At 69.7% G+C, this 14,084-nt stretch carries 12 protein-coding genes and 1 pseudogene; 6 read left to right on the top strand and 7 right to left on the bottom strand.

Going from position 1 to position 14,084, the window contains the following annotated elements; translation table 11 throughout:
• Positions 1-6: 6 nt before the first annotated feature.
• Together ABI214_RS03170 and ABI214_RS03165 are read right to left on the bottom strand one after the other, a co-directional pair.
• Positions 7-963, bottom strand: coding sequence for a M56 family metallopeptidase (locus ABI214_RS03170; RefSeq protein WP_348606058.1), 957 nt, complete (start codon positions 961-963; stop codon positions 7-9).
• Complete coding sequence (locus ABI214_RS03165) at positions 960-1,337, bottom strand: BlaI/MecI/CopY family transcriptional regulator (protein ID WP_348606056.1); 378 nt, start codon at positions 1,335-1,337, stop codon at positions 960-962. Before ABI214_RS03165 ends, ABI214_RS03170 begins: the two co-directional genes overlap by 4 nt.
• A 776-nt stretch (positions 1,338-2,113) precedes the next feature.
• On the opposite strand from ABI214_RS03165, the pseudogene ABI214_RS03160 reads away from it, so the two are divergent.
• Positions 2,114-2,482: pseudogene (locus tag ABI214_RS03160) on the top strand (M23 family metallopeptidase); the annotation flags it as partial.
• Between the two features lie 78 nt (positions 2,483-2,560).
• On the opposite strand, the gene ABI214_RS03155 reads toward ABI214_RS03160, so the two are convergent.
• Positions 2,561-2,926 carry a RidA family protein gene (locus ABI214_RS03155; RefSeq protein ID WP_348606054.1) on the bottom strand — a complete coding sequence of 122 codons (366 nt, stop codon included), beginning with the start codon at positions 2,924-2,926 and terminating at the stop codon, positions 2,561-2,563.
• Positions 2,927-3,032: 106 nt separating this feature from the next.
• Here ABI214_RS03155 and ABI214_RS03150 point away from each other — a divergent pair, with 106 nt between their 5' ends.
• On the top strand, positions 3,033-4,058 hold the full coding sequence (locus tag ABI214_RS03150; RefSeq protein ID WP_348606052.1) for an Rv2578c family radical SAM protein: 1,026 nt from the start codon (positions 3,033-3,035) through the stop codon (positions 4,056-4,058).
• A gap of 6 nt (positions 4,059-4,064) precedes the next feature.
• On the opposite strand, the gene ABI214_RS03145 is transcribed toward ABI214_RS03150, so the two are convergent.
• A complete protein-coding gene (locus ABI214_RS03145) occupies positions 4,065-5,216 on the bottom strand; it encodes an acetyl-CoA C-acetyltransferase (protein ID WP_348606050.1) in 1,152 nt (383 codons plus the stop codon).
• Positions 5,217-5,406: 190 nt separating this feature from the next.
• Here ABI214_RS03145 and ABI214_RS03140 point away from each other — a divergent pair, with 190 nt between their 5' ends.
• Positions 5,407-6,525 (top strand): AI-2E family transporter, encoded by a 1,119-nt coding sequence (locus ABI214_RS03140; RefSeq protein WP_408586793.1) that lies wholly within the window; start codon positions 5,407-5,409, stop codon positions 6,523-6,525.
• Positions 6,526-6,530: 5 nt separating this feature from the next.
• Here ABI214_RS03140 and ABI214_RS03135 read toward each other — a convergent pair whose 3' ends face one another.
• Both ABI214_RS03135 and ypfJ read right to left on the bottom strand, forming a co-directional pair.
• Positions 6,531-8,072, bottom strand: a complete 1,542-nt coding sequence (locus ABI214_RS03135) for an AMP-binding protein (RefSeq protein WP_348606046.1) — start codon at positions 8,070-8,072, stop codon at positions 6,531-6,533.
• A 69-nt stretch (positions 8,073-8,141) separates the two neighbouring features.
• Positions 8,142-9,074: a KPN_02809 family neutral zinc metallopeptidase gene (gene ypfJ / locus ABI214_RS03130; protein WP_348606044.1), complete on the bottom strand. Its 933-nt coding sequence runs from the start codon at positions 9,072-9,074 to the stop codon at positions 8,142-8,144.
• A gap of 168 nt (positions 9,075-9,242) precedes the next feature.
• Here ypfJ and aspS point away from each other — a divergent pair, with 168 nt between their 5' ends.
• The 3 genes from aspS to ABI214_RS03115 are packed head-to-tail and all read left to right on the top strand — an operon-like array spanning position 9,243 to position 13,262.
• Positions 9,243-11,021, top strand: a complete 1,779-nt coding sequence (gene aspS, locus ABI214_RS03125) for an aspartate--tRNA ligase (protein WP_348606042.1) — start codon at positions 9,243-9,245, stop codon at positions 11,019-11,021.
• Positions 11,022-11,072: 51 nt separating this feature from the next.
• Positions 11,073-12,038, top strand: a complete 966-nt coding sequence (locus ABI214_RS03120) for a DUF389 domain-containing protein (protein ID WP_348606040.1) — start codon at positions 11,073-11,075, stop codon at positions 12,036-12,038.
• Between the two features lie 48 nt (positions 12,039-12,086).
• Positions 12,087-13,262, top strand: a complete 1,176-nt coding sequence (locus ABI214_RS03115) for a kinase (protein WP_348606038.1) — start codon at positions 12,087-12,089, stop codon at positions 13,260-13,262.
• A gap of 3 nt (positions 13,263-13,265) precedes the next feature.
• Here the strand turns inward: ABI214_RS03115 and ABI214_RS03110 are convergent, their stop codons facing one another.
• Positions 13,266-14,051, bottom strand: a complete 786-nt coding sequence (locus tag ABI214_RS03110; RefSeq protein ID WP_348606036.1) for a TetR/AcrR family transcriptional regulator — start codon at positions 14,049-14,051, stop codon at positions 13,266-13,268.
• Between the last annotated feature and the right edge of the window lie 33 nt (positions 14,052-14,084).

Genomic DNA, 14,084 nt, shown 5'->3' with positions numbered 1-14,084 from the left:
AGCGGTTCACACGAGTGCGGTGATGCACAGCATTCGGCCGGCGAGCATGAGGGCCGCCGCCGCGAGCGGAAGGCCGGCCAGCGTCGCGATGGCGGCCGTGAGGAGGGCGCGGGTACGCGCGCGGTCGAGTGCACGCGGCGGAGATGCGAGTCGTCCGGCGCGGTCGAGGACTGCGACGTTGCCGGCGCCGAGTGCGGCGGAGGGGGCGGGTCCGGTGAGCGCGATCAGTCCGCGCAGCAGGGCACGCGGGCTGTGGGTCCGCATCGCCCGATCGTCGGCGCACATCTCGAGCAGACGTGCGATTTCCGTTGCGCCGGTGCGCAACAACGTCGATCGCGGGACGGTGTCGGCGAGCGCCCGGACGACGGCGAGCACCTGTGGGTGCCGACCGGTGAGGTGGGCGCGCTCGTGCGCGAGAACCGCTTCGAGTTGTCCGTCGTCGAGCGCGTCGAGGGCCGCGCTGGTCACGACGATCGCATTCGGCCGGCCGGCGACGCAGTAGGCGGCGCGTTGCGGCGCATCCAGCACGACGGCGTCGTGCCCCACGAGCGGACGGCCGACGAGGCGGGCGGTGCGGGCGTGGCCGTGGGTGCTGCGGCGGCTCGCGGACAGGTGCCGGGCGAGCCGGACTCCCGTGAGCGCAGTGACGGCGACGGCGGCGGTCACGAGCGCGGCGGCCGCGTACTGCGAGGTGGGGTCGGAGTGTTCCCCGACGAGGATGCGCGCGAGCTGCTCGCACGCATGCATCAGTGACGTGCCCGGTCTGGAGGGCGAGCGGGCGAGGTCGACCACGGCGACGGTCGTCGCGGCGACCGCGGATGCCCCGACCGAGCCGATCGCGACGATCCATGCGACGACGCCCAGCCGGGGAGCGTTGCCCCGGCGGGTCAGCCGGATCAGCACGCGCGGCGCGGCGGCGGCGACGACCGCCGCGTACGTGAGCAGGCAGAGTGCCGCACTCATCGACCGTCCCCGGGCGGGGTCAACCGCTCGAGGGCGATCCGGAGGCTCGCGGACTCCTCCTCGCTCATCTGCTCGATGAAGTGGGTGAGCACCAGATCGGACCGGCCGCCGTCGTCGAATGCGTCCCGCATCAGGCGGGCGGTGTGCTGTTCCCGGGTGAGGGTGGGCCAGTAGCTGAACGCCTTGCCGACGCGTTCGCGTTCGAGCCAGCCCTTGCGGTGCAGGTTGTCCATCGTCGACATCACGGTGGTGTAGGCGATGTCGCGTTCCTGGGCGAGCTCGTCGAACACCTGTCGGACCGTCGCGGCGCCGTCCCGGCTCCAGAGCCGATCCATTACGACGGCTTCGAGCTCGCCGAATCCGCGAACACGCACGCTTGCCTCCCGATATCGTCGCTCCTCAGGATACGACGCCGGGTTTGCCCCGGATGCCGCACGAAGCGCGGGTGGAAATCCGGCCACGGACGTCCGATCGCGTTGTTACGGTCTACGTACGTAGATAGTAGATGGGGTGGTGTGCCAGATCGCCACCGTCCACCTCGAAAGGCGGATCCGCACGCATGCCGTTCCCACCACCTGCGTCCCGGTCGCACGGGACGGCGGCGATCCCGGCGCGGGGCGCGTCCCTCTCGGCGGGACGCGGCGAGCGGTTCGGCAAATATTGTTCCCGTCCGTCGTTCGGGCGCCGTGCCGCCGGAAACGCGCAGGTCGAGACGTTGCTCTCGGCCCAGCGGGGTCGTCGGCGGAGTCGTTCTCCGCGCCGTTCGAGTTGCGAGCGCCGTCCGGGTATGGGAGTTCTTCGTCTCGAGGATTCGTAACGAGTTTTGTCCGAGTCGGTTCCACCGAACCGATCAAACGCTCGACGAAAGGGTGTGGGAATGGGACGTTCGAAGTGGCAGTTGGGAATCCGGCGCGTGGTCGCCGGTGTCGTGTCGGCTGCGGGTTTGACGGGCGCACTCGCGATCGGTTCCGGATCGACCGCGGCGGCGCAGCCTGCGCTCCCGGCGATCGGGTCGGCCGAGGTTGCGCAGTTCTTGAACGACGCCGCCGGGGTGGTGGAGAGCGTGAACGGTGCCGTGCGGAGCCTGCAGAGCCTCGATTTCGGATCGAGCTCCGGACTGCCCCTCGGCAGCCTCGGGCTGGGCGGCGTGGTCAGGCCCGCGTCCGGCCCCATCACCACGCGCTTCGGTGGCGGACACCAGGGCATCGACATCGCCGCTCCGATGGGTGCGCCGATCCTGGCCGCGGCCGACGGCACCGTCATCAACGCCGGCCCCGCAGCGGGATTCGGTCTGTGGATCCGGATCCGCCACAACGACGGCACCGTCACCACCTACGGCCACAACGACGTCAACTTCGTCTCGGTGGGGCAGCGGGTCTCCGCCGGTCAGCGCATCGCGAACGTGGGCAACCGCGGCAACTCGACCGGCCCGCACCTGCACTTCGAGGTCGACCTGCCCGGCGGCATCAAGACCGACCCGATCCCGTGGCTCGCGGCGCGCGGCGTGTTCATGTTCTGACGCACGGATACTCGTCGTCGAAAGGCACGGGCCGCCCTCCGAGCGACGCTCGGCGGGCGGCCCGGGTGCCGTCGGCGGTCAGTCGGCGACGACGGCGTCGGCCTCGATCTCGATCAGCAGGTCGGAGTCGATGAGAGCGCTCACCTCGAGAATGGTGGTGGCCGGGCGGATTTCGCCGAACACCTCACCGTGCGCGAGGGCGGCCTCCTCCCACTTCGACATGTCCCGCAGGTACATCCGGGTGCGGATGACGTCGGTCAGCGACGCGCCGGCCTCGGTCAGGGAGGCCGCGATGGTCGCCAGCGCGCCGCGGGTCTGCTCCTCGAGCGTGGCGCCGGGCGACGTCGTGCCGGACACGGCGATCTGGTTGCCGATGCGCACCGCGCGCGAGTAGCCGATCTTGGGCTCCCACTCGGAACCGGACGAGATGTTCTTTCTGGTCATGGGCCAGATTCTGTCAGGCCGACGGGCCGACGCTGCGCGCGCACCGTTCGAACACGAATTCGACACTTCTGTTGACACCGGTTCGCACGCGTGTTCGACTGTCGTCATGAGGTGGCAGGGGCAGACGCTCGACGCGGACGACGACGCGCTCCCGGGGCTGGAACGAGCCGGGCTCATGCGCAGCGTCCGGACGCCGGAGTTCGACGGGATCACGTTCCACGAGGTGCTGTGCAAGAGTGCGCTGAACAAGGTGCCGGAGGAATCGGCGCTGCCGTTCCGCTTCACGGTCAACACCTTTCGTGGATGCACGCACGCGTGCCGATACTGTTTCGCGCGGCCCACGCACGAGTACCTGGACCTCGACTCCGGGAGCGACTTCGACACCCAGGTCGTGGTGAAGATGAACGTCGCCGCCGTGCTGCGGAAGGAACTGGCGCGGCGCTCGTGGAAGCGCGAGCACGTCGCGCTCGGCACCAACACCGACCCGTACCAGCGCGCCGAGGGGCGCTACCGGCTGATGCCCGCGATCATCGGTGCGCTCGCGGAATCGCGCACCCCCTTCTCGATCCTCACCAAGGGCACTCTGCTGCACCGGGATCTGCCGCTGCTGCGGCAGGCGGCCGAGCAGGTGTCGGTCGGCATCGGGGTGTCGCTCGCGATCCACGATCCCGATCTGCAGAAGGCGGTCGAGCCAGGTACCCCGTCCCCGAAGGCGCGCCTCGAGCTGATCCGGTCCGTCACCGACGCCGGTCTGCCGTGCAATGTCATGGTCGCGCCGGTCATTCCGTACCTCACCGACTCGACGGCGCACCTCGACGGCCTGCTGTCCGCGATCGCGGAGGCCGGGGCCACCGGCGTGACGATCTTCCCGATGCACCTGCGCGGGAGCACCCGCGGATGGTTCCTGAATTGGCTTGCGTCCGAACATCCGGCGCTGGTGCGGCGGTACCGGCAGCTGTACGGCCGGGGTGCGTACGTCACCCCGGAGTACAAGGCGTGGCTCAAGGCGCGGGTCGAGCCGATGGTCGAGAAGTACGGGCTGGGAGGCCGTTCCGAGCACCGGGACACCCCGGCCGCCCCGCACGGTGAGCTCGTCGGGGCCGGTGCAGCGCCGGACCCCACACTGTTCTGAGCGAGGTCAGCCCAGCCGTTCGACGATGAGCACGTTCGCGGTGCCGCCGCCCTCGCACATCGTCTGCAGCCCGTACCGCCCGCCGGTCCGCTCGAGCTCGTTCAGCAGGGTCGCGAACAGCTTGGTTCCCGTGGCGCCCAGCGGGTGTCCGAGGGCGATGCCGCCTCCGTTGACGTTGACCTTGGCGGGGTCGGCGCCGGTCTCGGCCAGCCAGGACAGCACCACCGACGCGAACGCCTCGTTGATCTCGATCGCGTCGAAGTCGTCGATGGTCATGCCGGTCTTCCGCAGGGCGTACTCCGTCGCGGGGATGGGCGCGCTGAGCATGAAGATCGGATCGGCGCCGCGGACGCTCATGTGATGGATCCGGGCCCGCGGAACCAGATTGTGGGCCTTGACCGCCGATTCCGACGCGACCAGCACCGCGCTGGCGCCGTCGCAGATCTGGCTCGCCAGCGCGGCGGTGAGCCGTCCTCCGGGCCGCAGCGGCTGGAGGCGTGACATCGCCTCGAGGCTCGTCTCGCGCGGGCCCTCGTCGACCGTGACGTCGCCGACCGGGACGATCTCCTGGGCGAACCGCCCCTCCGCGATCGCGGCGTGCGCCCGGTCGTGGCTGCGAAGCGCCCAGCGTTCCATGTCCTCCCGGCTGATGCCCCATTTCTCGGCGATCAGCTCGGCGCCATGGAACTGCGACACCTCCTGGTCGCCGTAGCGGCGCGCCCACTCCGTCGATCCCGACAACGGGTCGTCGAATCCGAACTCGCGGCCCACGGTCATCGCCGCGGAGATCGGGATCCGGCTCATGTTCTGCACGCCGCCGGCGAGGATCAGATCGGCGGTTCCGCTCATCACCGCCTGCGCCGCGAAATGTAGGGCCTGCTGACTCGACCCGCACTGTCGGTCGACGGTCGTGCCGGGCACCTCCTCGGGGAGTCCGGCCGCGAGCCACGATGTCCGCGCGATGTTTCCGGCCTGGCCGCCGATCGCGTCGACACAGCCGAAGACGACGTCGTCGACTGCTGCCGGATCGAGGTCCACGCGGCCCATCGCGGCTCGGATGATGGTCGCGCCCAGATCGATCGGGTGGATCGACGACAGCGCGCCGTTCTTCTTCCCGACGGGTGTGCGGACTGCGTCGACGATGTACGCCTCGGTCATGGGAACCCTCCTCGGCCGTTAATCAGTTAGATAATTTATCTATACCGCACACGGCGGTGTACGTCCAGGGCCCGGCCGGACGGATTCTCGGGCCGGGGAACCTCCGCCGAATCCCGGTGCGGCGGGTAGGTTCCCGCGGTAGGGCAGCAATCGTCACGGGGCGGAGGGTGCGATGGCCGACGACTCGAACATCGGTTCGGACGAGCCGGCGTCGACCGCCGACAACCACAAGGCGAATCTGCGCTCGCTACGGGTCGTGATCGTGTACGTCCTGCTCGCGGTCGCGGCCTATCAGATGGCGGGCTGGCTGTTCCACAACATCCGCGGCTTCCTCGGCGTGCTGTTCCTCGCGTGGCTGGCGAGCGTCACCATCGAGCCGGTCGTCGACCGCCTCGAACGAGCCGGGATGCGCCGCGGTGCGGGAACCGGATTGGTGCTGGTCGGGACGATCGTCTTCGCGATCGGGTTCATCGCGATCTTCGGCGCGCTGCTCGCCGAGCAGCTCGCGCAGTTGCTGGGCGCGCTGCCGGACGCCCTCACTCGCGTGACCGAGTGGGCCAATCGCACCTTCGGCACCGAGTTCGCCACCGGCAAGGACCTGATCAAAGTCACGCCCGAGACCATCCGGGACCTCGCAGAGCGGTACACTCCGGGTGTTCTCGGCGTGGTGTCGACCCTCGTCGGAGTGGTGTTCCAGGCGGCGACGGTGCTGTTGTTCGTCTTCTACATGTCGGCGCAGGGGCCGCAACTGCGCCGCACCATCTCGAGCTGGTTCCCGGCGCGGCAACAGAAGATCATCGCGACGGTATGGGAGATATCGGTCGAGAAGGCGGGCGGATACGTCGTATCCCGGGTCATCCTCGCGGCATTCAGTGCCGTCGGCACGGGAATCTTCTTCCTGGCGATCGGGGTCCCGTACTGGCTACCGCTCGCCATCTGGACCGGCATCGTCTCCCAGTTCATCCCCACCCTCGGCACGTATCTCGCGATCGCGCTGCCGGCGATCATCGCGGCGGCGGCGCACCCCCTCGACGGCGTGTGGGTGGTGCTGTTCGGGACTGCGTACCAGCAGATCGAGAACTACATCCTCCATCCGCGAATCACGTCCCGCACGGTGTCGATCCATCCCGCGGTCGCGTTCGGGTCGGTGATCGTCGGGGCCTCGCTGTTCGGGGCGATCGGCGCGCTGGTCTCGGTGCCGGTGGTGGCGGTGATCCAGGCAATCGTCGAAACCTACGGGCACAGGTACGAGCTCGTCCACGAGGAGGAAGCCGAGTCCGGCCCCGGCGCGGACGACGAGCCCGACTGATCGCGTCAGTGGGCCGTCCAGAACGGTGCCCGCAGGACGCGCTTGCTGATCTTGCCCATGGTGCTGCGGCCCAGATCGTCACGGAACTCGATGGCACGTGGCACCTTGTAGCCGGCGAGCGTGGTGCGGCAGTGCTCGACGAGGTCGGCGACGGTGGGCGGGTGGTCGGGTGAGCGGGGGACCACGAGCGCCAGGACGGATTCACCCATGTCCTCGTCGGGCACACCGATGACCGCGACGTCCGTCACGTCCGGGTGGGTGACGAGGGCGTGCTCGATCTCCGCCGGATAGATGTTCACGCCGCCCGAGATGATCATGTCGGTCTCGCGGTCGGTGATGAACACGAAGCCGTCTTCGTCGACGTAGCCGACGTCGCCGAGCGAGAACAGGCCCGGCCGGATCAACGCCTCCGACGTCTTCTGCGCGGCACCGAGATAGGCGACCGCGCGGCCGTCGCGTTCCTCGAACGCGAGCCTGCCCTCGGCGCCGGGCGGCAGTTCGTTGCCGTCGGCGTCCACCGCGACGGCGCGGACGAACGGCGGTCGCACCCGCCCGACACTGCCCGGCCGGGTCAGCCACTCGGCCGACGAGATCCCGCACAACGGCCCGGACTCGCTGCCGCCGTACGAGTCGAACAGCACCGGGCCCAACCAGTCGATCATCGCGCGCTTCACGTCGTGCGGGCACGCCGCGCCGGTGTGGGTGACCAACTTCAGCGAGCCCACGTCGTACCGGGCGCGGACGTCGTCGGGCAGCGACAGCAGGCGGTGGAAATGCGTCGGCACCATGAGCGACGTCGCGATCCGGTGCCGTTCGATCGTCGCGAGCACGGTCTCGGCGTCGAACCGTTCGAGCACCGTCACGGGTCGTCCGCACGCGACGAGGCGCACGCCCGCGAGCGGACCGGTGTGGTGCAGCGGGCCCACGACCAGGTGTCCGGGCCACTGCGCGAGCGGCAGCGACCGCATCGACCGCACGTAGTCGTCGACCGTCGCCCCCGGATCGGGGCTGCCCGCAAGGGCATTGACACCCTTGGGGGTCCCGGTGGTGCCGGACGTGTACGACAGGAACGGCAGCGCCGGCACGTCGGACGGCGGGTCGTCGGCAGACGCCTCCGCGAGCCACGCGTCCCACGGCGTGATCCCGCCCGTGGGGTCGTCGTCCGGGCGGCGCCAGCCCACCACGAGCGGCACCCCGGCGAGCCGTGCGGCCTCGGCGCCGACGACGGCGTTCTCCGGGCCGACGAACAGCGCCGCGGCCCGCGAATCCTCCAGGACGTAGGCGAGTTCCGGGGCGGTCAGGTGGTAGCTGGCCGGGACCGGGGAGCAGCCCGCGTGGACGATCCCGGCGTGCGCCAGGATCGTCTCGGCGCTGTTGCGGGCGAACACCGCGACCCTGCGTTCGGGCCCGAGCGCGATTGCCCGCAGCGCGTTGGCAATGCGGTTGACCGCCGCGTCGACATCGGACCACGACATCTCGACGCGGCCGTCGCGCAGGGCGACCTCGCCGGGCGCCTCGAGTGCGCGCTCGCGGTGCACGGTCGCCACAGGTGGCCTCCCCGGAAGTGTCGGCGGCGGTCCTCGGTGACCGCCTGCGGACAGGCTATGCGCGAGTGTTCAGCGCCGTCCGGCGGGACTGTCCAGATTGCGGGCCGAATAGGTGTCGCAGGCGCTGACCTGTCCGGTGTTGTAGCCGGCGAGGAACCACTTCTGCCGCTGGTCCGACGAGCCGTGCGTCCAGCCCTCCGGGTTGACCCGCGCACCGGCCGATCGCTGGATCCGGTCGTCACCGACGGCCGACGCGGCCGACAGCGCGTCGCGGATGTCGGCCTGGGTGAGCGGATTCAGCAGCGGCACACCACTGTCCGGGCGGGGCTGGGAGGACGCGTAGTGGGCCCAGATCCCGGCGTAACAGTCCGCCTGCAACTCGGTGCGCACCGCCTGGGACGTGGCCCCGCGCGGATCCTGCTGCGCTCGGCCGATGTCCCCGAGCTGATTCTGGATGTGGTGACCGAACTCGTGCGCGACCACGTACTCCTGCGCGAGCGCGCCGTCGTTGGCGCCGAACCGGTCGGTGAGGAGCTGGAAGAAGCTGGTGTCGAAGTACGCCGTCGAGTCGGCGGGGCAGTAGAACGGTCCGACGTCGCTGGTCGCGTTGCCGCACCCGGTGCTCACCGCGCCCGAGAACAGGCGCACGTGCGGCGCCTCGTACGCGACGCGGGTCTGGGCGGGCAGTTGGGTGCCCCACACGTCGTCGAGGCTGCCGACGGTGTACACGACGCGGCAGTCGACGTCGCGGTTGGCGTCGTCGGCGTTCTTGCACTTGGCGGCGAGGCCTCCACTCACGGCGCTGGTCCCGGAGTCGATCGGCGCTCCCGTCGCCCCGGAGAGCCCGCCGAGGATCGAACCGGGATCACCGCCGAGGAGCAGCGCGAGGAGCAGGACGACGAGGCCGCCCGCGCCGCCGCCCAGCACGAGCTTGCCGCCACCGCCGCCACCACCGACGGACACTCGTCCCGGATCGACGTGTGCACCATCGTTGAACGTCATCGCTAGCGCTCCCTTGTCCCGAACTGCCTGTGCTGGTCGTTACACCCTTCCAGCAATTCGGGACGCGTTTCCGATAACACGCGGTGCGTCCGTAGGATCGCAGCAGACAGAACACCGTGCTTGACGCACGCATCGACCATTGTGCTGGAAGTTTGTGAAAGGATTCCCGTGCTGCGCACCCACCTGGCCGGCTCGCTACGACCCGAGCACGCTGAGCAGACCGTCACCCTCACCGGTTGGGTGGCACGGCGACGCGATCACGGCGGGGTGATCTTCATCGACCTCCGCGATGCGTCCGGCGTCTCCCAGGTCGTCTTCCGCGCGGGTGACGTGCTCGAGCAGGCGCACCGGTTGCGCGCCGAGTACTGCGTCAAGGTCACCGGCGTGGTCGAGGTTCGTCCCGAGGGCAACCAGAACTTCGAGATCCCGACCGGCGCCATCGAGGTCAACGCGGTGGAGTTGGAGGTGCTCAACGAGAGCGCCCCGCTGCCGTTCCAGCTCGACGACCAGGTCGGCGAGGAAGCGCGCCTCAAGTACCGCTACCTGGACCTGCGTCGCGAGGTCCCGGGCCACGCGATCCGGCTGCGTTCCAAGGTCAACGCCGCGGCCCGCTCCGTGCTCGCGCACCACGAGTTCGTCGAGGTCGAGACCCCGACCCTCACCCGTTCCACCCCCGAGGGCGCCCGCGACTTCCTGGTTCCCGCGCGCCTGCAGCCGGGCAGCTTCTACGCGCTGCCGCAGAGCCCGCAGCTGTTCAAGCAGCTCCTCATGGTCGGCGGCATCGAGCGGTACTACCAGATCGCCCGCTGCTACCGCGACGAGGACTTCCGCGCCGACCGTCAGCCCGAGTTCACCCAGCTCGACATCGAGATGAGCTTCGTGAACCAGGAGGACGTCATCCTGTTGGCCGAGGAGATCCTGCACGCGGTGTGGAGGCTCATCGGCCACGAGATCACCACCCCGATCCCGCGCATGACGTACGCCGAGGCGATGCGCCGATACGGCTCCGACAAGCCCGACCTGCGTTTCGGCATCGAGCTCGTCGAGTGCATGGACTTCTTCAAGGACACGACCTTCCGTGTGTTCCAGGCCGAGTACGTCGGCGCCGTCGTGATGCCGGGCGGCGCGAGCCAGCCCCGGAAGCAGCTCGACGCGTGGCAGGAATGGGCCAAGCAGCGCGGCGCGAAGGGTCTCGCCTACGTCCTGGTGGGCGAGGACGGCACCCTCGGCGGCCCGGTCGCCAAGAACCTCACCGACGCCGAGCGTGACGGCCTGGCCGCGCACGTCGGCGCGAAGCCCGGCGACTGCATCTTCTTCGCCGCCGGCGCCACCAAGGCGATGCGCGCGCTGCTCGGTGCGGCCCGCGGCGAGATCGCCCGCAAGCAGAACCTCATCGATCCCGACGCGTGGGAATTCGTGTGGATCGTCGACGCGCCGCTGTTCGAGCCGACCGCCGACGCGACCGCCAGCGGTGACGTCGCCCTCGGTTACAGCGCGTGGACCGCGGTGCACCACGCGTTCACGTCGCCCAAGCCGGAGTCGATCGACACGTTCGACACCGATCCGGGTTCGGCGCTGGCCTACGCCTACGACATCGTCTGCAACGGCAACGAGATCGGCGGCGGCAGCATCCGTATCCACCGCAAGGACATCCAGGAACGCGTCTTCAAGGTGATGGGCATCTCCCACGACGAGGCCGAGGAGAAGTTCGGCTTCCTGCTCGACGCCTTCGCCTTCGGCGCACCGCCGCACGGCGGTATCGCGTTCGGCTGGGACCGCATCACCGCGCTGCTCGCGGGTCTCGACTCGATCCGTGAGGTCATCGCGTTCCCGAAGTCGGGTGGCGGCGTGGACCCGCTGACCGACGCCCCCGCGCCGATCACGGAGCTGCAGCGCAAGGAGTCGGGCATCGACGTCAAGCCGGAACCGGCGGCAGTCTCCGAGTAACACCTGGTCGGACCCGGACGGGGAGACCGCACAGAAACGGGGGAGCGGCACGTGCTGCACTTGCGGGTGATCTGTCCGGCGGATTGCACCGACGAGGTGCTCGCACTGCTCGATGAGGAGCCCGGCGCCACGCACATCACTGTGGCGCGGGGCTCCGCCGTCGAGCCCGAGGGCGACGTCGTCCACGCCGATGTCGCCCGCGAGTCGGCCAACGAGGTCCTGACCCAACTCCACGAGCTGGGCATCGAACGCACGGGTGCGATCACGCTCGTCCCGATCGAGACGGTGCTGTCGGAGTCGGCCCGGGCCGCGGAGCGGGCGGCGCCCGGCGACCCGAGCGATTCCGTCGTGTGGGAGGAACTGATCTCCCGCACGCGGGAGGAATCCACGCTCAACGTCACGTTCCTGGCGTTCCTGACCATCGCGTGTCTGCTGGCCGCGGTGGGCATCGTCACCGATTCGCCCGTCACGATCGTCGGCGCGATGGTCGTCGGACCCGAGTTCGGTCCGCTCGCGGCGCTTGCCGTGGCCCTGACCCGCCGCAAGTTCGGTCTCGCCCGGCGCTCGCTGATCGCCCTCGTCGTCGGGTTCCCCTTCGCGATCGTCGTCACCGCCGGTGCGACCATGCTCGCCGAGGCGATCGGGTGGGTGAACCTGGAGACGATCCACGACGTCCACCAGGTCGACTTCATCTACAAGGTCGGCCCGGCGTCGTTGGTCGTCGCCCTGCTCGCGGGTGCGGCCGGCATGCTCGCGCTCGTGTCCGCGAAGTCGGCGGCCCTCGTGGGGGTGTTCATCTCGGTCACGACGGTGCCGGCGGCGGGATTCGTGGCGGTGGCTGCGACCGTCGGGGAATGGCGCGTGGCGCTCATGTCGGCGCTTCAGCTCGGCGTCAATCTCACCGGCATCGTGATCGCCGCGGTGGCGGTTCTGATGCTGCAGCGGAAAGAAAAGGCCCGTGACCGAGCTGCAACACGAGATTTGCCGAGGTCAGCGGGTTTCGCAGCGCGCCGCTGATCCCGATTGCCCGGTCCTGACGGGCTCGTACAGGTAGGTTGGTGACCGATGACCGCAATATTGGCGGAACCCCTCTCCGAGGTCGTTGCCGCAGCAGAGAAGTTGCTCACCCGTCGGACCGGCGCACCGGTCCGTCTCGTCGACCCCGTCGACCTCGGGGGAAGCGGCCGTACCATCGTTGTCCGCGTCCGCGTCGCGGAGAACCCGTTCTCACTTCCGCGGACCCTCGTGGTCAAGCAGGTCCGCGAGACGTCGAAGAAGGCCACGGCGCAACGCATCGACTTCGACGTGCCGGACCATTCGACGGTCGACGTCGCGTTCCTTCGCGAAGCGGTCTCGTACCAGTTCGCGACCGCGCTGGCGACCGAGAGCCGCCCCGGGGCGGAGCTGCTGGCCTACGACTTCGAAGCGCGTTTGCTCGTGCTCGGTGACCTCGGCGACTCGACGCCCTTCGCGTCCCTGCTCAAGAACGCGGATCCCGACACCGTCACCAACTCGCTGATGGCGATGGCGCAGGCCCTCGGGCGGATGCATGCCGCGACCGTCGGCCGCGAAGAGGACTTCACGGCACTGCTGCGGCGTGCCGAGGTTGCGCACTGCGGCGACGTGGTCGCCGAACAGGCCGCGGCCTCGCTCGAGACGGTACCGACCCTGCTCTCCGAGCTCCTCGGCATCGACGTCTCCCAGGAGGTCCTCGACATCGCGGCGCGCGCAGGAAAGCTTTTCGGCGGCGGCCGGTTCCGTGCCTTCAGCCCGTCGGATCTGTGCCCGGACAACATCATCGTCAACGGCGAGGGTGTCCGGTTCCTCGACTACGAGTGGGGCGGTTTCCGCGACGCCACCCTGGACCTCGCGTACGCGCTCGTGTCGTTCCCGGCGTGCCTGTGCAGCATCGACCTGTCGTACGAGCGCGCCCGCGCGATGACCGAGGCGTGGCGCGCCGAGGTCGTCGGAATGTGGCCGGCCCTCGCCGACGACGACTACCTCACCGAGCGCGTCCTCGACGCCCAGCTCGTCTGGGTCTGGCTCAGCACATTCCTGTTCCTGCCGGAGGACTACACGCGGATCGCCGCGGTGCGTGGACATCAGCTGTCCGCGCCGCGCGCCGACGCCCTGCTCGCCCGGTGGGAGAGCCTGGCGACGTTCGCCGAGCAGTCGGGGAACCACGTCATCACCGAGCACGCGTCGCTCGTCGTGGCACGCCTGCGCGAGCGCATCCAGTAGCGGTCACTGGCGCCGCGGCGGCCGGGCGGCACCCGCGAGCAGCAGTTCGACCGACCTCCGCAGATTCTCCCGGGCGGCGCGTTCCATCACGGGTGTGTGGTGGTGGTCCGGGACGGTCGGGCTCCGGCGGTCGTCGGCGTCCATCAGTGCCGTGGAGAGCGGGAAACGGACGGCGAAGTCCGGTGCTGCGGTAGCCAGGGCGTCCATGCGCTCGGCCCACCATTGCTCGTCGTCCGAACCGGTGACGCCCGCAGCCCGGCGGGCATCGACGATCGTCCGCGCCGCTGCGGCCGTGAGCGAGAACGCGGACGATGCGATGGCCGCCACGTCACGGTGGGCGATGCCGGCGGGCAACAGCGTGCCCAACAGCGATTCGAAGACCTCCTGCTGGTGCGGTCCCAGCGCCGGGCGTGTGTGCGCGAGGTCGAGCATCCACGGATGCGCGACGTAGAGGCCGAGTAGCTGCTCCGTCCATGCGGTCACCGTCGTCGGAGTCTCGGCGGTGAAGCCCGCGTGCGCGCGGTCGTACATGACGTCGAGCAACTCGTCCTTGCCACCGACGTACGTGTACAGCGCCATCGCCGTGCAACCGAGGCGTTCACCGATCGCGCGCAGCGGGACCGCCGCGGTGCCGTGTTCGTCGGCAAGTGCGGTCGCGGCATCCACGATCGTCTCGAGTGTCAAGGCCGCCCCGTCGTCGGGGTCGGCGCGATCGTCGCGCGGGGGCGGCGACGCCCACAGCCGCGCCATCGTGCGGGCGGCGTCGTCGTGTCCGGCGTCGGATTCCATCTTGCTCCTTACGTTGTAAGGACCCAGTTCTCT

Origin of the sequence: Prescottella soli, from assembly GCF_040024445.1 — a bacterium.
In the GTDB taxonomy this organism is placed as follows: domain Bacteria; phylum Actinomycetota; class Actinomycetes; order Mycobacteriales; family Mycobacteriaceae; genus Prescottella; species Prescottella soli.
Note: the sequence above shows the minus strand (reverse complement) of the source record. Positions and strands in the feature narration are given on the sequence as shown.

What these genes read in the sequence shown, in the direction of transcription:
- ypfJ (WP_348606044.1), bottom strand. Translation starts at nt 9,074, where the DNA reads ATGACGTTCAACGATGGTGCACACGTCGATCCGGGACGAGTGTCCGTC.
- ABI214_RS03115 (WP_348606038.1), top strand. Translation starts at nt 12,087, where the DNA reads ATGACCGCAATATTGGCGGAACCCCTCTCCGAGGTCGTTGCCGCAGCA.
- ABI214_RS03170 (WP_348606058.1), bottom strand. Translation starts at nt 963, where the DNA reads ATGAGTGCGGCACTCTGCCTGCTCACGTACGCGGCGGTCGTCGCCGCC.
- ABI214_RS03155 (WP_348606054.1), bottom strand. Translation starts at nt 2,926, where the DNA reads ATGACCAGAAAGAACATCTCGTCCGGTTCCGAGTGGGAGCCCAAGATC.
- ABI214_RS03145 (WP_348606050.1), bottom strand. Translation starts at nt 5,216, where the DNA reads ATGACCGAGGCGTACATCGTCGACGCAGTCCGCACACCCGTCGGGAAG.
- ABI214_RS03110 (WP_348606036.1), bottom strand. Translation starts at nt 14,051, where the DNA reads ATGGAATCCGACGCCGGACACGACGACGCCGCCCGCACGATGGCGCGG.
- ABI214_RS03150 (WP_348606052.1), top strand. Translation starts at nt 3,033, where the DNA reads ATGAGGTGGCAGGGGCAGACGCTCGACGCGGACGACGACGCGCTCCCG.